Source organism: Rhizobium sp. Root1203, assembly GCF_001424945.1.
Lineage (GTDB): Bacteria > Pseudomonadota > Alphaproteobacteria > Rhizobiales > Rhizobiaceae > Rhizobium.
Genome location: NZ_LMCW01000023.1, coordinates 60698 through 78996, shown reverse-complemented (window position 1 = coordinate 78996; position 18299 = coordinate 60698). Strand labels below are relative to the sequence as shown.

The window sequence follows — 18299 nt, the reverse complement described above, 5'->3', positions numbered from 1 at the left end:
GAAGGTCAGCACCAACCCTCCCATGATTTTCCGGAATGCGAATACGATGGCTACCGAACGTTATAACCCGCGCGATGCCGAGCCCCGCTGGCAGCAGAAATGGAACGAAGAGAAGGTCTTCGAGACCGATAACGGCGATCCGCGCGAGAAATACTACGTGCTCGAGATGTTCCCGTATCCTTCCGGCCGTATCCATATGGGGCACGTGCGCAACTATGCGATGGGTGACGTCGTTGCCCGCTATAAGCGCGCGCGCGGCTACAATGTGCTCCATCCGATGGGATGGGATGCATTCGGAATGCCGGCTGAAAATGCCGCCATGGAACGTGGCGTGCATCCGGCATCCTGGACGTACCAGAACATCGCATCGATGAAGGCACAATTGAAGGCGATGGGCCTGTCATTGGATTGGAGCCGGGAATTCGCAACCTGCGACGTCGCCTATTACCAGCACCAGCAGCATCTGTTTGTCGACTTTCTCCAGAAGGGCCTCGTCTATCGCAAGCAATCCAAGGTGAACTGGGACCCCGTCGATAATACCGTTCTCGCCAACGAGCAGGTCATCGACGGTCGCGGCTGGCGCTCCGGCGCGCTGGTCGAGCAGCGGGAGCTGACGCAGTGGTTCTTCAAGATCACCGATTTCAGCCAGGATCTTCTCGACGCATTGGACACTCTCGACCAATGGCCCGAGAAGGTTCGTTTGATGCAGAAGAACTGGATCGGCCGCTCCGAGGGCATGACGATCCGCTGGGAACTCGTCGACGAGACGGCTCCGGCCGGCGAAACCGAAGTCACCGTCTATACCACACGACCCGATACGCTGTTCGGTGCGTCGTTCCTGGCAATCTCGGCCGACCATCCGCTCGCGAAGGAGGCATCCGCCAAGAATCCGGCTATCGATGCATTCTGTGACGAGTGCCGCCGTGCCGGCACCTCTCTTGCGGCACTGGAAACGGCAGAAAAGAAGGGCATCGACACCGGTATCCGCGTCAGGCATCCGCTCGATTCCTCCTGGGAACTGCCGGTTTATGTCGCGAATTTCGTCCTGATGGACTATGGAACGGGCGCGATCTTCGGCTGCCCTTCGGGCGATCAGCGCGACCTCGATTTTGCGCGCAAGTATGGGCTGCCGGTCGTTCCCGTCGTTATGCCTGCGGATGGCGACGCTGCTACGTTCGACGTCGGCGATATCGCCTACGACGGCGATGGCGTGATGATCAATTCGCGCTTCCTCGATGGGAGGAGCACCGGGGAGGCTTTCGATATCGTTGCCGATCGCCTCTCTTCGGCCTCCCTCGGCAACACGCCGCAGGGAGAGCGCAAGGTCAATTTCCGCCTGCGCGACTGGGGCATTTCCCGCCAACGCTACTGGGGCTGCCCTATTCCGGTCATTCATTGCGACGATTGCGGCGTGGTGCCGGTTCCGAAGAAAGACCTCCCGGTAACGCTCCCAGAGGACGTTACGTTCGACCAACCCGGTAACCCGCTCGATCGCCATCCGACCTGGCGTCACGTGGCATGCCCCACATGTGGCAAGGACGCCCGCCGGGAAACGGATACGATGGACACGTTCGTCGATTCCAGCTGGTACTTCACCCGCTTCACCGCCCCATGGGAGAGCAATCCCACGGATCCGAAAGCGGCCAATCGGTGGTTGCCGGTCGATCAGTACATCGGCGGCATCGAGCATGCGATTCTTCATCTCCTCTACTCCCGCTTCTTCACGCGTGCGATGCGCGAGACCGGGCATGTGGATGTGAAGGAACCGTTCAAGGGACTGTTCACGCAGGGTATGGTCGTGCACGAGACCTACAGCCGGGGAGCGGGTATGACCCGTGAGTGGGTGGCGCCTGCCGACATCCGCATAGAAGAATCTGACGGAAAGCGTAGCGCGTACCTGCTGTCCAACGGTGACGAAGTATCGATCGGCTCGATCGAGAAGATGTCGAAATCGAAAAAGAACGTTGTCGACCCTGATGACATTATCGCCTCGTACGGCGCTGATACCGCGCGCTTCTTTGTTCTCTCCGACTCTCCCCCCGAACGCGACGTCATCTGGTCGGAAGCAGGTGTCGAAGGCGCTCACCGCTTCACGCAGCGCCTATGGCGCCTGCTGTCAGAGGCGGCCGAAGGGCTGAAGGGCGTAGATGCGACCCCGGCTAAGGATGGCGACGGAGCGGCGATTTCACAGATTGCCCACAAGACCTTGAAGGCAGTTCAGAACGACTACGACAGGCTTTGGTTCAACAAGGCCGTCGCACGTATCTACGAACTTGTAAACGCGCTGGCCGGGCCGCTCACCAGGATTGCTGCGGGTGAGGGTAACACTGTTTACCGCTCTGCGGTGCTGGACGCTGCGGAAATCCTGGTGCAGCTGGTTGCGCCGATGACGCCGCATCTGGCGGAGGAGTGCTGGGTCGTTCTCGGAAACACCGAACTACTCGCCCGGAAATCCTGGCCGCTCTATGACGAGACCTTGGTCATGGAAAACGAGGTCGTGCTGCCAGTACAGATCAACGGTAAAAAGCGGGCAGAATTGACAATTTCCCGCGACGCAGATCAAAGTGCGGTCAGCGAAGGCGCGCTCGCTCTGGAAGAGGTCAAGAGGGTGCTGGACGGTCAGGCGCCCAAGAAGATCATCGTGGTTCCGCAAAGGATTGTGAACATTGTCGTTTAATATCGCTTCCAAGCTTGCTCGCGGCACGGCTATCGCCGCGATGCTCGCAACCACGGTTTTTCTCGCGTCCTGCCAAGTGCGCCCGCTTTATTCCGAAGGGTCCGGCGTTTCGGAGAAGCTCGCGTCCGTCAGTTTCGCGGAGGCAACGACACGCATCGAGCTGGAGGTTCGAAATCGACTGATATTCCTCGCTTCCCGCGGTGCGGGTGAGCCGGATAAAGCCGACTATAAGGTCGAATTCAATGCCAGCTCCAGCGTCATCGACACACTCCTCGTCGCCTCATCGGACACCTCGCGGGCCGGTCGAGCGACTGTCAGCGTAGACTATACGTTGAAGTCGACCAAAGATGGCCATGTGATCAAGGCAGGAAATCAGTCAGCTACGGCCCTGGTCGATTTTCCGAACCAGGAGTTTGCGAAACTCCGTGCCATTCGCGATGCTGAGGATCGTGCAGCACGTCAGGCCGCCGAGTTCGTGGCAGCCGATATTGCAGCGGCGCTCGGCCGCTAGGGAGCGGATGCGTGGCAGAAATCAAATCGCATGAATTCGATGGTTTCCTCGAAAGATCTGCCCGCAACTATCGCATCTTTGTCATTTATGGCCCCGACAGGGGACTGGTATCGGAGCGAGCCGGTCTGATCGCTTCAAAAACCGGCGTATCTCTCAGCGACCCATTCTCCCTGATCAAGCTCGATATTGCCGATCTCCAGAAGGACCAAGGTCGACTTCTCGACGAAGCGGGATCGATGGGCCTCTTCGGCGGCGAAAAATTGATATGGATCAGAGGCGCGGCCAATGAAAAGTACCTTGTCGACTCACTCCAGCTTCTGTCTGCCAAGACGTTGCAAGACACCTTCCTCATCATTGAAGCCGGCGATCTGAAAAAGGGTTCGCTTCTCCGGAAAACCGCTGAGGCCGCCCGCGGCATTGCTACAGTGCCATGCTATCCGGACGACACACGCGCGCTCAATGCTCTTGTCGATGCGGAACTCGCGGCCGCCGGCTTGCGGATCGCGCCCGCAGCGCGTGCAGCTCTTGTCGAGCTCATCGGCGGCGACCGAATTGCCTCCCGGAACGAATTGAAGAAGCTTGCGCTCTACTGCCGCGGACTTGACGTGATCGAGGAACGCCATGTCGCGGAAATCATCGGCGACGCGAGTGCGATATCTGTCGACGACGCGGTGGATGCAATACTGAGCGGCAACACCGGCAACTTTCTTCATGCGATGCAGAAGATCACAGCGTCGAAGACGGCCATCTTTCTCGTCATCCAGGCCTGTCTCAAACAGTTCCAACTCATCGACGCGATGAAGGCCGAGATGGAGGAAAAGCGTATACCAGCGACGCAGGTCATGCAGACGTTGGGCCGGCATCTCCATTTCAGGCGAAAGCCCATCATCGAACAAGCCCTGCGGGTTTGGTCTACCGAGGCAATAGCACGTGAAACAAACCGGTTGCAGTCGGCGATCCTGCAGACACGCCGGCGCCCCTCATTGGAAGATACGATAGCGATCCAAACCTTGCTTTCGACGACATTGCAATCCGGCCGCCGATAGAAATCCTACCGTCTTTCTAGGAGACGGCAGATTTCTTCAAGTTGTTCCAATGACTTATAAGAAATCCGGATCTGGCCGCCGGTTGTTTTGTGACTGATGGTCACGTCGAGCCCCAGCGTATCCGATAGCGTCCGCTCGAGAGCAACCGTATCGGAATCCTTCTGGTCACGCTGGCGCGCCCCGAGCTTCGGTTCTGATTGAGCCTTTATGTCATTCTGCGCCAACCGTTCTGCATCCCGAACGGACATCCCCTTGGACACAATCGTGCGCGCAAGGGTGGCAGGATCCGAGGTCGGCACAAGCGCTCGCGCGTGTCCCGCGGACAGGCTGCCGGCTGCAAGCAGGTCTCGAACGGGCTCCGGCAACTTCAGAAGGCGGAGTGAATTCGCCACATGGCTCCGGCTCTTGCCGATAATCTCGCCTAGGTCGTTCTGCGTATATCCGTATTCGGCAATCAGTTGTTCGTAGCCAAGCGCCTCTTCCAGCGCATTGAGATCCGAGCGCTGGACATTCTCGACGATAGCAATCTCGAGCGCGGTCTTGTCGTCCACATCCCGGACGATGACCGGAATCTCGACCAACCCCGCGAGCTGCGCCGCCCTCCAACGTCGTTCGCCGGCTATGATTTCATACTGTCCCACCGCAAGCGTCCGCACCACGACCGGCTGCACGATGCCGTGCTGACGGATGGAACTTGCCAGATCGTGCAACTCGGCATCATCAAAGGATCGACGTGGATTGCGCGGATTGCGGGCGATAAACTCGATAGGGATAAGCCTGTCAGCGCTGACGGGACGGCTATCGGAATCAACCGGCAACGGTTGGTCCATCTCGCCAATCAAGGCTGCGAGGCCGCGCCCAAGTCTTCTTTTCGAGAGATCGTCATTCATCGCCAAATCCAATACTTCCAAATCTACGCTTAGGCCGCCACTCGCTGGCGTTCGCGCTGTATCACCTCAGAGGCGAGCTGCAGATAGGCCTGGCTCCCCGCACATTTCAGATCGTAGAGGATCGCCGGTTTCCCGTATGACGGCGCCTCGGAGACCCTGACATTGCGGGGTATCAACGTATGATACACCTTCTCCCCCAGATGCGTTCGAACATCGTTAACGACCTGTTGCGCCAGATTGTTTCTGGCGTCGAACATCGTCAAAACGATGCCTTGAATATCCAACCCTGGATTAACGCTCCGGCGCACCTGGTCGACCGTTTCAAGAAGTTGGCTCAGACCTTCTAGAGCAAAAAACTCGCACTGCAGCGGCACGAGAACCGAATGTGCCGCAGCCATCGCATTCATCGTGAGGAGATTGAACGAAGGAGGGCAATCGACAAGGATGTAGGAGAAGCGAAACGCATCCTCTTGAGCCAGGGCTTTCTTAAGCTTGAAGACCCGATCCGCTTGATGTGCGATCTCCATCTCGATCCCCAGTAGGTCCATCGTTGACGGGACGATAAAGAGATTGGGGACCGCGGTCTCCTGGACGACATCCAGTATGCCTCGATCACCGACTAGCAAATCATAAGACGACAGCTTGCGGTGCTTGCGCTCGATCCCGAGCCCGGTACTAGCATTTCCCTGCGGATCTAGATCGACAATTAGCACTCGTTCACCAATGGCAGCCAAGGCAGTCGCGAGATTGATCGCTGTCGTTGTCTTACCAACGCCGCCCTTTTGATTTGCAATGGTAATAATTCGATTTCGTGCACCAACCATTGTCGCAATACCGATCTGTTAAACCAAACGCTGGAGGTTGAAGATCTCCAGCACGACCGAGTCTGTCTCGACAGCGCTTCTATGTTCTAACAGATCGAAATTCCAGCGACTACGCGCTTTATCGATTTCGAAACGATAATCCCGGCCTTTGTGAAAGTACGCGCGTAGATTTTCGTTCCGAAGCACCCAGGGTTCGACGAAATTGAATAGCATCTCCAACTCCGCCAAGGCACGGGCCGAGACGAAATCGACTGTCTCTATGGCAGCCGGTGCATCCTCAATGCGAACCGGATGCACAGAACCGCGAGCGTTCGTTTCTCTCAAGGCCGTGCGCAGAAAAGCAGCCTTCTTGTGATTGCTCTCGACGAGGTGAACCCATCCAGCTTGCGATTCAGCAAGAAGGATGGCCGTGATCACGCCGGGGAAGCCACCACCGCTCCCGAGGTCGATCCAATTCCCAGGCGCCGGCTGAAGCTGAAATATCTGGGCACTGTCGGCGACATGCCGCCGCCAAGCGTCCGCGACCGTAGAAGGCGCGGTGAGATTGATCGTCTTCGCCCACTTCTGAAAAAGGGAGACAAACTGTTCGAGGCGCTCCTGTGTTTCACGTGAAACACGCCGGCCGTTCAAATCCATGTGAGGACTCTCAAATCGTGTATTGCAACATGGAATTACGCTGCGACCTCAGCCCGCCTTAGGTGAACCAGAAGCAGTGAAATTGCCGCAGGAGTCATGCCGTCGACCTTGGAGGCCTGGGCGACGTCGTAAGGTCGCATTGTACTCAGCTTGTGCTTGAGCTCGTTTGAAAGGCCAGCCAGCCGATCGAAATCGAAATCAGCAGGAATCGTCCGATCCTCGTCACGCTTGATGTGGGCAACATCGGCCTGCTGACGCTGCATATACACCGCATAATTAGCCTCAATCTCCAGGGCTTCCGAGACACCCCCGCCAATCGTCCCTAGCTCCGGCCAAATCCTCTTGAGATCATCAAGCGCGAAATCTGGATAGGACAAGAGATCGTAGGCTGTCCGGCGGTGGCCATCGAGGTTGAGTTTCAATCCCGACTTTCGCGCCTCGGTGGGCGTTATCGTCAACGACGAGAGCAACGCACGGCCTGCGTCAAGCGCCTGTTTATATCGGTGGAACCGCTCGGAACGCTGAGCCGAAGCGAGGCCAATCGTCATTGCCAGGGGCGTTAGCCTGACATCGGCATTGTCGGCGCGAAGCGATAGCCGATACTCTGCTCGAGACGTAAACATTCGATATGGCTCGGCGACCCCCCGTGACGTCAGATCATCGATCATCACCCCGATATAAGATTCTGTGCGGCTGAAACGAACGGCTTCATTGCCGCCAGTGCGGCGCGCCGCATTGATGCCTGCAACCAGACCCTGAGCTGCCGCTTCCTCATAGCCGGTCGTGCCGTTGATTTGCCCTGCGAGAAACAACCCCTGCAGCTTCTTCACTTCCAAGGACGGATTCAATTCTCGGGGGTCGACGTGATCATACTCGATCGCGTAGCCCGGATGCAGAATCTGAACATGCTCCAGACCAGGAATTGTATGGATGAACGCTTCCTGTATGTCAGCGGGCAAAGAGGTTGATATGCCGTTTGGATAGACTGTATCGTCGTCCAGGCCCTCAGGCTCCAGGAAGACCTGGTGTCCGTCGCGTTCGCCAAACTTGACGAGCTTGTCTTCAATCGACGGGCAATACCGCGGTCCCACGCCCTCGATCTGACCGGAATACATCGCCGATAGCTTAATATTCTCAACGATGATTCGATGGGTCGCATCGGTCGTTCGAGTCACGCCGCATTCGATTTGCGGATTGGAAATCCTGTCGGTCATGAAAGAAAAGGGGACCGGTGATTCATCGGCGCCTTGTCGTCCAACGCTGGCCCAGTCGACCGTCTTTCCGTTTAATCGGGCAGGAGTGCCTGTCTTGAGACGCCCAAGCTTCAGACCAAGACCAAGCAAGGTCTGCGACAGGCCGACAGACGGCTCTTCCCCAGTGCGTCCGGCGGGCAACTTCTTGTCGCCAATATGGATGAGGCCGCGCAGGAATGTTCCGGTGGTCAGAACCACTGAACCACAAGGTAGAATCCGGCTATCTTTCATGACAACAGCCGCAACTCGGTTGTCTACGACAGACAGATCGAACGCATCACCTTCAATAATTGTTAGATTTGGGATCGCTTCGATCTCGGCGCGCATCGCAAGCCGATAGAGCTTACGGTCGGCCTGGGTCCTAGGTCCACGCACAGCGGGGCCCTTTTTGCGATTGAGCATGCGAAATTGGATCCCGCCGGCATCAGTGACGCGACCCATCAAACCATCGAGCGCGTCAATCTCGCGAACGAGATGTCCCTTTCCAAGACCGCCGATGGCTGGATTGCACGACATCACACCTATCGTGTCTTTCCGATGCGTAACCAAGGCAGTGTTTGCCCCCAGACGCGCCGCTGCCGCCGCCGCTTCGCAGCCCGCGTGTCCGCCACCAATCACGATGACATCGAACCGAGATGTGTTCATTCCAAGCTCCTGAGATCGGATGGTGATGAGTGAAGTGACATAGGGAGTCAAGGTGTTTCACGTGAAACTGCCAAATTGTGATGGCTCGCTGTTTCACGTGAATCATTTGCCGATGCAGAACTCGCCGAATATCACGTCAAGCAGGTTCTCGACATCGACGCGGCCAGTCACCCTGCCAAGAGCATCGGCAGCCACTCGTAGTTCCTCGGCCCTCACGTCCAGCCCATGATCGACACCTGTCAATGCGGATCGGACCGCGTCAAGACACAACGAAAGCGAATCGGTATGGCGCGCTCTGGTGGGAATTGCCATTGATTGCGGATTTACCTTGGCCCTCAACTGGCCGGAGATCAGCGCTCTGAGTTCGTCGAGGCCGGTGCCGGTCTCTGTCGACACCGTAAGAACGTACTCCCTGGCGCTCTTCCGCGGCAGATCTGACTTTGTGCCGATGCACAGTGCCCCAGCAGGCACTGTCGCGGCTTCCGGTTGGTATGACGTGTCCTCCAAGTATAGAACCAGATCCGCTTCGCCGATAGCAATTCTGGCACGTCGGATACCCTCGCGTTCGACGAACTCATTGGTCTCCCGGAGGCCAGCAGTGTCGAACAACTTTACCAGGAAGCCGTCGATGTTGAGATCGGTGCTCAGCACGTCACGCGTCGTACCGGCAAACTCCGTTACGATTGCCACGTCACGACGCACCAGCGCATTCATCAGGCTCGACTTTCCCGCATTAGGTTCACCGGCAATAACGATCTTGAAACCGTCGCGGATGATCTCGCCCTGTGCGCTCTGCCCGAGATGCGCTTCTATTTCCTCGGCCAAGCGGCTCATGTCGGCCCAGACCTGGTCAGAGACAGATCCGGGCACATCGTCCTCGTCGGGAAAATCAAGTTCAGCCTCGATTAAAGCACGACCGCGCGTCAATCGCTCAGCCCAAGAGGAATAGATGGCCGAAAGACCACCGGAGCTATGCTCAACCGCCAGCCGTCTTTGCATCTCGGTCTCGGCCGCAATGAGGTCAGCAAGCCCTTCAATCTCGACCAAGTCGAGCTTGCCATTCTCGAACGCCCTACGGGAGAACTCGCCTGCCATAGCTTGGCGGAGATCCGGAAACGAGCCAAGCTCAGCATACAAGGCCTCAACGACAGCACGGCCGCCGTGGAGATGGAGTTCCAGGACATCCTCACCGGTAAAGGAATGAGGCGCCGGAAAGAAGAGGACCAAGGCACTGTCGAGAATTAGACCGTTACGAGTCCGAATCGGTCGAAGATGAGCATGTCTGGGAGTGAGGACGTCGCCAATCATTCTGTTCGCAACGTCGCGCACCGCCGGGCCGCTCAATCGGACCACCGCGACGCCGGCCGGTACTGCTCCACTGGAAAGCGCATAGATCGTATGGTTATGATCAAACATTGAGAATACCATATGGTTGGTTCGTGCCCGAATCGATCGAGGTAGCAGCGAAAGCAGTATCGCCACACCAACCCCGACGCCCGATCGTCGCTAAGCTTCAGGTCTGGAAAAGCAAAAGCCGGCCACAGCGTTGACCGGCTTTCGTCGTCGGAATCCGGCTAATGTATCAGGTGTTCATCGACTCGAAGAAATCCGGATTGCTCTTCGTCTGCTTCAGTTTATCGATGAGGAATTCGATTGCATCGGTCGTGCCCATCGGTGCCAGGATACGGCGCAGGACGAAAATCTTCTGCAGATCCTGTCGCGGAACCAGGAGATCTTCCTTGCGCGTTCCGGACTTAAGGATATCCATCGCCGGGAAGATGCGCTTGTCGGCGACCTTACGGTCGAGAACGATTTCCGAGTTGCCGGTTCCCTTGAATTCTTCGAAGATAACTTCGTCCATTCGGCTGCCGGTGTCGATCAATGCCGTCGCGATAATCGTCAGGGAACCGCCTTCCTCGATGTTGCGGGCGGCACCAAAGAAGCGCTTCGGGCGCTGCAACGCATTCGCGTCGACGCCGCCGGTCAGGACCTTGCCGGACGAAGGGACAACCGTGTTGTAGGCGCGGCCAAGACGCGTGATCGAGTCGAGAAGAATAACCACGTCTCTCCCATGCTCGACGAGGCGCTTGGCTTTTTCGATCACGATTTCAGCAACCTGGACGTGGCGAACGGCGGGCTCATCAAAGGTCGACGAGACCACTTCGCCTCGAACGGAACGCTGCATGTCCGTGACTTCCTCGGGACGCTCGTCGATCAGGAGGACGATGAGATAGCATTCTGGATGGTTGGCGGTGATCGAATGCGCGATATTCTGCAGCAGTACCGTCTTGCCGGTACGCGGAGGAGCCACGATCAGGCCACGTTGCCCCTTGCCAAGCGGCGCGACGAGATCAATCACGCGGGGCGACAGATCCTTGGTCGTCGGGACATCCAGCTCCATCTTGAAGCGTTCGTTCGGGTAGAGCGGCGTCAGATTGTCGAAGTGGACCTTGTGCCGAATTTTCTCGGGATCGTCGAAATTGATCGTGTTGACCTTCAGCAGCGCAAAGTAGCGTTCACCTTCCTTCGGACCCCGGATTGGGCCTTCGACGGTATCACCCGTCTTCAGCGAAAAGCGACGAATCTGCGAAGGGGAAATATAGATATCGTCCGGGCCGGGAAGGTAATTAGCATTCGCAGAGCGAAGAAAACCGAAACCATCCTGAAGCACTTCAACGACGCCTTCGCCGATAATTTCGACATCCTGGCTGGCAAGCACCTTCAAAATCGCAAACATCAGCTCCTGCTTGCGCATCGTGCTCGCATTCTCGACTTCGAGCGATTCGGCGAACGCCAGCAGATCCGTCGGGGATTTACTCTTAAGTTCCTGAAGCTTCATTTCAGCCATGAAGTGACCAATACTCTATATTTTTGAGGGAAAAGGCGATGTCGGGGCAGTAACCGGTCCTGCGAGAGAATCCGCAGACGATCGAACTTTACATACATGCCACAAGGATGAGGTGCAGCGAAAATAGCGAGTAAGGCCCGGCGCCGCAAGAGGGCTGCTTAAAATGAAGTGAATTTAACCTTGCACCCCGGCCGCATCAGAATGGCTTCACGACAACGAGGATGACGATTGCGATCATCAGGACCGTCGGCGCCTCGTTCATGAACCGCCAGTAACGCGCCGAGTGCCGATTTTCGTCGCGTCCAAACGCTCTTGCCGCGCGGCTGAAGAAGACGTGCACGGCGGTCATAAGCACGACAAGCCCGATCTTCGCATGCAGCCAGCCGCCCTGAAACCCATAGACCGACCATGCGAGGTAAAGGCCGAAGATCCAAGTCAGCATCATCGCCGGATTCATGATGACCTTGAGAAGTCGGCGCTCCATCACCTTGAACGTTTCCGACTGGATCGACCCCGGTTCAGCGTCGGTATGGTAGATGAACAGCCGCGGCATGTAGAACAGCCCTGCCATCCAGGAGATAACCGCGATGATATGAAGCGCCTTGATCCACAGGTAGAGCGTGTCCGGATTCCAGGCAAAAAGACCAGCTGCCAGTAGGCCAAAGCCGACGATCGCAAGAAATGCACGTCGGCGCGCATAGGCTCCGGGCTTTTGGTCAATCTGCCGTTCCATCTTTAGGATCTCCAGCCGCGAACGCGTTCGACCAGGAGCCGTACGTTTTCCGGATCGGCCTGCGGCGTAATCCCGTGCCCGAGATTGAAAATCAAGGGCCCATTGCCGAGCCGCTGAAGAATGTCGTCGATACCGTCCTCAAGGGCGACACCACCCGCAACCACGCGCATCGGATCGAGGTTCCCCTGGACAGGCCCGTCCTTCTGCAACTCGGCGGCAAAGTCAAGGGGTACGGACCAATCGAGACCTATCGCGTCCGCGTCCGTCTTTTTCCGGTAGTCTTTCAGGAGATACCCAGCGCCCTTCGCAAAGGCGATAATGCGAGCATTCGGCCGGCGCTTGCGAATGGCCCCTATCATTCGAGCGACGGGCTTCACGGCGAAGGCCGCAAACTCGCGTTCGCCAAGCACACCCGCCCAGGAATCGAAGATCTGCACCGCATCGGCACCGGCATCGATCTGCGCCACCAGATAGTCGGCCGATATATCCGCAAGCAACATCAACAGCGCTTCGAACGCCTTCGGATACTTGTAGGCGAAAAGACGGGCGGGGGCCTGGTCCGGGGTGCCACGTCCGGCGATCATATAGGTCGCAACGGTCCAGGGAGCACCGCAGAAGCCCAGCAGCGTGGTCTCCGCTGGCAGTTCCCGCCGCAGCCGCTGAACCGTCTCCAGCACCGGTCCAAGGTGCTCCAGGACCCTATCGGTATCAAGCATGCCGATCCCATCCGCATCGATCGGATCCATCTCGGGCCCATGGCCTTCCGTGAAACGCACGTTCCGCTTCAAGGCATCCGGTATGACGAGAATGTCGGAGAACAAGATCGCTGCATCAAAGCCATACCGCCGAATGGGCTGCAGGGTTACCTCGACAGCGTAATCGGGTGTGTAGCAGAGATCGAGAAAACTGCCGGCCTTGGCCCGCGTCTGTCGATACTCGGGAAGATACCGCCCGGCCTGTCTCATCAACCAGATGGGCGGAGGTGCGACTGTCTCACCTTCTAAAACACGCATTATCGTTCGACGCGTATCGCTCAAGCGCTTCTTCCCTTAAAAATATAAAAGATATCTAGAAGGTTTCTATTTCTTAGAGTCGGTGACTATCAAGGATTAAAATCCATCCACGCCCGACGCCATTTGTCACGCCTGGGCCGGTCGTGCCGGATAAAAAGAAACTGTTTCATCGGGGAATCGTGGACAAAGCGAAAAGAGCAAATGATTTCATCGATATGCAGCCGAGCCTATTGGCACGCCGTTTGTGGAAAACCTGTGGGCATTGTCCGGCATGAGAGCCGCTATCCACAGAAGCCACAGCCTCGTGCGGATGCGATCCCAAAAACTCGAAATGTGGAAAACCAGGCACGTTTTCCCTTGCCTTACCCACCGCCGGTCTCGTAGCTCTCCGTCATCCAGTGTTTTCAACAGGCAGCGGAAAATAACGTGGAGAACAGGACGAACTTCTTCCATCTGCATCTGATTTCTGACTCAACGGGCGAGACTCTGATCTCCGCCGGTCGCGCGGCCTCGGCACAATTCAAGTCCGCGCAATCCATCGAACATGTCTATCCCCTTATTCGAAATCGAAAGCAGCTCCTGAGCGTGCTGCAGGCGATCGACAGCGAACCTGGCATCGTTCTCTACACGATTGTCGATCGGGAACTCGCGACGCTCATCAACGAGCGCTGTACCCAGATGGGCGTCGCGTCGGTCAATGTGCTGGAGCCCGTGATCAATGCATTCCAGATCTATCTGGGCGCGCCATCGCGTCGCCGGGTCGGCGCACAGCATGTCATGAATGCCGGCTACTTCGCGCGCATCGAGGCCCTAAATTTCACGATGGACCACGACGACGGTCAGATGCCCGACGACTACAACGACGCCGATGTCGTCATCATCGGCATCAGCCGCACATCGAAGACTCCGACGAGCATCTACCTGGCCAACCGTGGCATCAAGACGGCAAACATTCCGGTCGTTTACGGCGTCCCGCTTCCCGACAGTCTGTTCACGGCAACGAAACCGCTGATCGTATGCCTGATCGCCACGACCGACCGGATTTCGCAGGTGCGTGAAAACCGGGTTCTCGGCGCCACGCCCGGTTTTGATCGTGGAGACTATACTGATCGGGCAGCAATATCGGAGGAACTCAAGTATGCGCGGTCTCTCTGTGCGCGCCACAATTGGCCGTTGATCGACGTCACCAGGCGTTCCATCGAGGAGACGGCGGCGGCGATCGTTGCTCTCCGCCCGAAGCTGCGCTAAGCGCTGCAGCATCTTTCGTGCCGAGGCCAAACATGAACCCCAAGCTCATTCTCGCATCCTCCAGCCCGTTTCGTCGCATGCTGATGCAAAATGCCGGTCTCTCCTTCGAGGCCCATCCCGCCAAGGTCGACGAGCGGTTGATCGAAGCACCGCTGGAGCGGGAGGGTGCCACACCCGATGCTGTCGCACTTGTCCTTGCCAAGGCGAAAGCCAGGGACGTGAGCGACCGCTTCACCGACGCGTTGGTCATCGGTTCAGACCAAACCATGTCGCTCTCGGAGCAGACCTTTCACAAACCCCGGAACATGGACGATGCCGCGAACCACCTTGCGCAGCTTTCTGGAAGGACTCATCGGCTGAACAGTGCCGTCGCACTCGCCTACAACGGCGACATAATCTGGGAACATGTGTCGCACGCCGAGCTGACGATGCGTACGCTCACCGTCGACTTTATCGAGCGCCATCTCAAGCGCGTCGGAGAGCGAGCACTGAGCAGTGTCGGCGCCTATCAGCTTGAGGGGGAAGGGCTGCAGTTGTTTTCGAAAATCGATGGCGATTATTTCACTATACTGGGACTGCCCATGCTGCCGCTTTTGGCTAAATTGAGAGAACTCGGTGCGATCGATGGATGATTCACGTGAAACATTTGCGCCGACGGCCTTCGTCACGGGCTTTCCCGTCAAGCATTCCCGCTCCCCTCTCATCCACTGCTACTGGCTGAGGACGCTCGGTTTGCGCGGAACCTACCGGCCTCACGAGGTGAAGCCGGACGATTTTCCGGCTTTCATTCAAGCATTGAAGGCGGGTGAATCCGGCTTCGTCGGCGGAAACGTCACGATTCCTCACAAAGAGATGGCGTTCGGGCTTGCGGATCAACCGGACGAATTGTCGGAAGAACTCGGCGCTTCGAACACGCTCTGGATGGAGGGTGGCAGGCTCAAGGCGACGAATACCGACGGGCGAGGGTTCACAGCAAATCTCGACGAACGCCACCCCGGCTGGGACAAGGCGCGTTCCGCGGTTATCCTCGGAGCGGGCGGCGCCAGCCGCGCGGTCGTCCAGGCGGTGCGGGACCGCGGGTTCAAGGAAATCCATCTGGTCAATCGAACGATCGGTCGGGCAAGGGAATTGGCCGATCGCTTCGGCGCGGCAGTCCAGGCTCATCCTATGGGCGAGCTCACCGACGTCATGAAAGACGCCGGTCTTTTCGTTAACACCACGTCGCTCGGCATGGACGGGGAGGAAGCCCCACGCATCGACTTCTCTCCATTGTTGCCGAACGCGGTTGTGACCGATATCGTATATGTTCCGTTGAAGACGCCGATTTTGGCGCAGGCGGAAGAACAGGGCTTTGCAACGGTCGACGGTCTTGGCATGCTTCTGCACCAGGCGGTGCCAGGCTTCGAGAAATGGTTTGGACAACGACCCGTCGTTACCCAGGATCTTCGTTCATTGATCGTCGCCGATATGGAACACCATTGATGCTGCGCATCGGACTCACCGGCTCCATCGGAATGGGCAAGTCGACGATGGCAAAGCTGTTTGCCGAAGCGGGCCTCCCTGTGAACGACGCCGATGCAGTGGTTCACGACCTCTATTCGGGTGAGGCAGCACCGTTGGTCGATGCCGTCTTTCCTGGAACCTTGAAAGATGGCGCGGTGGATCGACGCGAACTTGCCCGACAGCTCGCCTTGAGATCCGACGGTTTCAAGCAGCTTGAATCGATCGTCCACCCACTCGTCCGACAGCGTGAGGCCGAATTCATCGAGCGCGAACGCGCGAAGGGTACGATGATGGTCATCCTCGACATTCCGCTGCTTTTCGAAAGCGGCGCGGAAAAAAGGGTGGACGCGATCGTCGTAGCAAGCTGCGATCCACAGATTCAGCGGCAGCGGGTGCTTGCGCGACCGAACATGACGGAAGAAAAATTCAACATGATTCTCGCGCGTCAGACACCGGATGCCGAAAAGCGCGCGCGGGCCGATTATGTGATTGATACCGGACATAGCATCGACGCGGCGAGGCAGCGTGTCGCTGAGATCGTGTCGGACCTGAAGCGGCGACTTGCCGGCGGAGAATTCCTGAATGCGTGAAATCATCTTCGATACGGAAACCACAGGCCTGGACAACCGCATCGATCGCATCATCGAGATCGGGGGCATCGAGCTTTTCAACCACTTCCCGACCGGCAGGACGCTGCATATCTATATCAGCCCGGGTGACCAGAAGGTTCATCCGGACGCACTGGCGGTGCACGGCATAACCGATGAATTTTTGAAGGATAAGCGCCCGTTCGCTGACGTCGCGCAGGAGATTCTGGAATTCTTCGGCGACGGCAAGTGGATCGCCCACAATGCCACGTTCGATATGGGTTTCATCAATTCCGAGCTCGCCCGCATCGGCCTGCCGTCAATTCTGCCCGAGCGCGTGACCGATACGCTATCGCTGGCGCGGCGCAAGAATCCGATGGGACCGAATTCGCTCGATGCTCTCTGCCGCCGCTATGGGATCGACAATTCTCACCGCACGAAACACGGTGCGCTGCTCGACTCCGAATTGCTTGCCGAAGTCTATATCGAGATGATCGGTGGCCGTCAGACTGCTCTTGGTCTCGGAACCTCTCAGAACAACGGTGCCTCACGGCAGAATAACGAAGCTCTGGATATCGTGTTGGTGGCGCTCGAACGGCCGCGCCCGCTGGCGCCACGTCTCAGCGAGTTGGAAGAACAGGCGCACGATGCACTGATCTCCAAACTCGGCCAAAAAGGGATCTGGGCAAAATACGATCGCCCAAACTAGAAATGCCCGGGACGTATGACCCGGGCATCTCATTGTATTCGAGAAGAACTGATCAGTTCGTTTGAACCTTGGCGCGGGCCTGCTCCTCGGCGACGCGCTGCGCGAACATCTGCGAGAAGTCGATCGGATCGATCATCAGCGGCGGGAAGCCGCCATTGCGTGTGACATCGGCGATGATCTGGCGCGCGAACGGGAAGAGCATGCGCGGGCACTCTATGAAGAGAACCGGAAGCATGTGCTCCTGCGGGAAACCCGCGATCCGGAAGACGCCACCGTAAACCAGTTCGGCCTGGAACACCGTTTTGTCGCCATCCTTGGCTTCGGCGGTGAGCGACAGAACGACATCGAAATCCGTGTCGGACAGCGGATTGGCGTTGACGTTGACGTTTATATTGATGGCCGGAGCCTTGTCGCGGGCTTGCAGAGAACGCGGGGCACCCGGATTTTCGAAGGAGAGATCCTTCGTGTACTGCGCAAGGATAGTAAGGCTTGGGCTTGTCGCACCGTTGTTGTTGTCTTCGCTGGCCATTGGCTTTTCCTCGAGGAATTTGGATCGTGCCGCATCTATCATTTCGCAGATGTCGTTACAACCCTGGGCCACGTGGCCCATATGGGCCAGAGAACGCGTTCGACGCGTCATTCACCCAAGTGTTTTCCCGCACCCAAGTGTTTTCCGGACCACGGAGACTGAGTGCCGGCGTCGCGCCGGTAATCGTCTTCATCGAGGTCGACGACGTTGGAGCCGGTACCGCCGGAGGCAGGTCGCGCCGACGCCCTGGTGTTCCCAACGACCACAAAGCGGCTGCTGACGTATCGCCATGCAAGATCGCGCACAGCAGGAATGAAGATAAGCAGGGCGATGATGTCGGTTATGAAGCCCGGAATGATCAGCAACAGCGAGGCAATGACCAACATGGCGGGACGCAGAAGTTCGCGACCGGGCAATGCGCCGGATTGGCCGTCTGCGGACATGCGACGCAGGATGCCGATGCCCTGCCGTCGGAGCAGCATCAATCCGACGATGAAGCTCAGCATCACAAGCGCGAGCGTCGCCCAGAGCCCGATCGCCTTGCCGACGAGTACAAACCCGGCGATCTCGGCGAGAGGCATCAGCAACAGGAAGCCAGGCAGCATTGTGAGACGCATTGTATCTTTCCGGTGTTGACCGGACTCCGT

18 protein-coding genes are annotated in these 18299 nt (G+C 57.6%); 8 read left to right on the top strand and 10 right to left on the bottom strand.

Annotation, left to right across the window (positions count from 1 at the left end; translation table 11 throughout):
* Window positions 1-46 precede the first annotated feature (46 nt).
* Genes leuS through holA form a run of 3 tightly spaced genes read left to right on the top strand, consistent with a single transcriptional unit; the run spans window position 47 to window position 4234 of the window.
* The gene (leuS, locus tag ASC97_RS20875; protein WP_057470475.1) at window positions 47-2677 is read left to right on the top strand and encodes a leucine--tRNA ligase; all 2631 of its coding nucleotides are present in this window, start codon (window positions 47-49) and stop codon (window positions 2675-2677) included.
* Window positions 2667-3188: an LPS assembly lipoprotein LptE gene (gene lptE, locus ASC97_RS20870; RefSeq protein ID WP_057470264.1), complete on the top strand. Its 522-nt coding sequence runs from the start codon at window positions 2667-2669 to the stop codon at window positions 3186-3188. Before leuS ends, lptE begins: the two co-directional genes overlap by 11 nt.
* Before the next feature lie 11 nt (window positions 3189-3199).
* The gene (holA, locus tag ASC97_RS20865) at window positions 3200-4234 is read left to right on the top strand and encodes a DNA polymerase III subunit delta (RefSeq protein WP_057470263.1); all 1035 of its coding nucleotides are present in this window, start codon (window positions 3200-3202) and stop codon (window positions 4232-4234) included.
* A 5-nt stretch (window positions 4235-4239) separates the two neighbouring features.
* On the opposite strand, the gene ASC97_RS20860 is transcribed toward holA, so the two are convergent.
* The 8 genes from ASC97_RS20860 to hemE all read right to left on the bottom strand — a co-directional run bounded on the left by ASC97_RS20860 (window position 4240) and on the right by hemE (window position 13100).
* Window positions 4240-5124: a ParB/RepB/Spo0J family partition protein gene (locus tag ASC97_RS20860; protein WP_057470262.1), complete on the bottom strand. Its 885-nt coding sequence runs from the start codon at window positions 5122-5124 to the stop codon at window positions 4240-4242.
* A gap of 29 nt (window positions 5125-5153) precedes the next feature.
* Entirely contained in the window at window positions 5154-5948 is a 795-nt protein-coding gene (locus ASC97_RS20855) for a ParA family protein (protein WP_057470261.1), read from the bottom strand.
* An 18-nt stretch (window positions 5949-5966) separates the two neighbouring features.
* Window positions 5967-6584 (bottom strand): 16S rRNA (guanine(527)-N(7))-methyltransferase RsmG, encoded by a 618-nt coding sequence (gene rsmG / locus ASC97_RS20850; RefSeq protein WP_057470260.1) that lies wholly within the window; start codon window positions 6582-6584, stop codon window positions 5967-5969.
* A gap of 35 nt (window positions 6585-6619) precedes the next feature.
* Window positions 6620-8482, bottom strand: a complete 1863-nt coding sequence (gene mnmG, locus ASC97_RS20845; RefSeq protein ID WP_057470259.1) for a tRNA uridine-5-carboxymethylaminomethyl(34) synthesis enzyme MnmG — start codon at window positions 8480-8482, stop codon at window positions 6620-6622.
* A gap of 102 nt (window positions 8483-8584) precedes the next feature.
* A complete protein-coding gene (gene mnmE / locus ASC97_RS20840; protein ID WP_057470474.1) occupies window positions 8585-9898 on the bottom strand; it encodes a tRNA uridine-5-carboxymethylaminomethyl(34) synthesis GTPase MnmE in 1314 nt (437 codons plus the stop codon).
* A gap of 166 nt (window positions 9899-10064) precedes the next feature.
* Window positions 10065-11330, bottom strand: coding sequence for a transcription termination factor Rho (gene rho / locus ASC97_RS20835; protein ID WP_113000628.1), 1266 nt, complete (start codon window positions 11328-11330; stop codon window positions 10065-10067).
* Between the two features lie 196 nt (window positions 11331-11526).
* Window positions 11527-12063, bottom strand: coding sequence for a protoporphyrinogen oxidase HemJ (hemJ, locus tag ASC97_RS20830; protein WP_057470258.1), 537 nt, complete (start codon window positions 12061-12063; stop codon window positions 11527-11529).
* A 2-nt stretch (window positions 12064-12065) separates the two neighbouring features.
* On the bottom strand, window positions 12066-13100 hold the full coding sequence (gene hemE / locus ASC97_RS20825; protein WP_057470257.1) for a uroporphyrinogen decarboxylase: 1035 nt from the start codon (window positions 13098-13100) through the stop codon (window positions 12066-12068).
* 402 nt (window positions 13101-13502) lie between these two features.
* On the opposite strand from hemE, the gene ASC97_RS20820 reads away from it, so the two are divergent.
* From ASC97_RS20820 to dnaQ, 5 genes are read left to right on the top strand one after another with little or no spacing between them, the layout of a single operon-like run.
* Window positions 13503-14324, top strand: a complete 822-nt coding sequence (locus ASC97_RS20820; protein WP_057470256.1) for a pyruvate, water dikinase regulatory protein — start codon at window positions 13503-13505, stop codon at window positions 14322-14324.
* Between the two features lie 32 nt (window positions 14325-14356).
* Window positions 14357-14956: a Maf-like protein gene (locus ASC97_RS20815; RefSeq protein ID WP_057470255.1), complete on the top strand. Its 600-nt coding sequence runs from the start codon at window positions 14357-14359 to the stop codon at window positions 14954-14956.
* Window positions 14949-15806, top strand: a complete 858-nt coding sequence (locus tag ASC97_RS20810) for a shikimate dehydrogenase (protein ID WP_057470254.1) — start codon at window positions 14949-14951, stop codon at window positions 15804-15806. The genes ASC97_RS20815 and ASC97_RS20810 overlap by 8 nt, the downstream gene beginning before the upstream one ends.
* A complete protein-coding gene (coaE, locus tag ASC97_RS20805) occupies window positions 15806-16417 on the top strand; it encodes a dephospho-CoA kinase (protein WP_057470253.1) in 612 nt (203 codons plus the stop codon). Before ASC97_RS20810 ends, coaE begins: the two co-directional genes overlap by 1 nt.
* Entirely contained in the window at window positions 16410-17123 is a 714-nt protein-coding gene (gene dnaQ / locus ASC97_RS20800) for a DNA polymerase III subunit epsilon (RefSeq protein WP_057470252.1), read from the top strand. Before coaE ends, dnaQ begins: the two co-directional genes overlap by 8 nt.
* 52 nt (window positions 17124-17175) lie before the next feature.
* Here dnaQ and secB read toward each other — a convergent pair whose 3' ends face one another.
* Together secB and ASC97_RS20790 are read right to left on the bottom strand one after the other, a co-directional pair.
* Window positions 17176-17652, bottom strand: a complete 477-nt coding sequence (gene secB, locus ASC97_RS20795; RefSeq protein WP_037064586.1) for a protein-export chaperone SecB — start codon at window positions 17650-17652, stop codon at window positions 17176-17178.
* A gap of 107 nt (window positions 17653-17759) precedes the next feature.
* Entirely contained in the window at window positions 17760-18269 is a 510-nt protein-coding gene (locus tag ASC97_RS20790; RefSeq protein ID WP_057470251.1) for an FxsA family protein, read from the bottom strand.
* Window positions 18270-18299 lie beyond the last annotated feature (30 nt).

Excerpts from the sequence above, each read along its gene's own strand:
- leuS (WP_057470475.1), top strand. The coding sequence starts at position 47 with ATGGCTACCGAACGTTATAACCCGCGCGATGCCGAGCCCCGCTGGCAG.
- ASC97_RS20860 (WP_057470262.1), bottom strand. The coding sequence starts at position 5,124 with ATGAATGACGATCTCTCGAAAAGAAGACTTGGGCGCGGCCTCGCAGCC.
- ASC97_RS20855 (WP_057470261.1), bottom strand. The coding sequence starts at position 5,948 with ATGGTTGGTGCACGAAATCGAATTATTACCATTGCAAATCAAAAGGGC.
- rsmG (WP_057470260.1), bottom strand. The coding sequence starts at position 6,584 with ATGGATTTGAACGGCCGGCGTGTTTCACGTGAAACACAGGAGCGCCTC.
- mnmG (WP_057470259.1), bottom strand. The coding sequence starts at position 8,482 with ATGAACACATCTCGGTTCGATGTCATCGTGATTGGTGGCGGACACGCG.
- mnmE (WP_057470474.1), bottom strand. The coding sequence starts at position 9,898 with ATGTTTGATCATAACCATACGATCTATGCGCTTTCCAGTGGAGCAGTA.
- rho (WP_113000628.1), bottom strand. The coding sequence starts at position 11,330 with ATGGCTGAAATGAAGCTTCAGGAACTTAAGAGTAAATCCCCGACGGAT.
- hemJ (WP_057470258.1), bottom strand. The coding sequence starts at position 12,063 with ATGGAACGGCAGATTGACCAAAAGCCCGGAGCCTATGCGCGCCGACGT.
- ASC97_RS20815 (WP_057470255.1), top strand. The coding sequence starts at position 14,357 with ATGAACCCCAAGCTCATTCTCGCATCCTCCAGCCCGTTTCGTCGCATG.
- ASC97_RS20810 (WP_057470254.1), top strand. The coding sequence starts at position 14,949 with ATGGATGATTCACGTGAAACATTTGCGCCGACGGCCTTCGTCACGGGC.
- coaE (WP_057470253.1), top strand. The coding sequence starts at position 15,806 with ATGCTGCGCATCGGACTCACCGGCTCCATCGGAATGGGCAAGTCGACG.
- dnaQ (WP_057470252.1), top strand. The coding sequence starts at position 16,410 with ATGCGTGAAATCATCTTCGATACGGAAACCACAGGCCTGGACAACCGC.
- secB (WP_037064586.1), bottom strand. The coding sequence starts at position 17,652 with ATGGCCAGCGAAGACAACAACAACGGTGCGACAAGCCCAAGCCTTACT.
- ASC97_RS20790 (WP_057470251.1), bottom strand. The coding sequence starts at position 18,269 with ATGCGTCTCACAATGCTGCCTGGCTTCCTGTTGCTGATGCCTCTCGCC.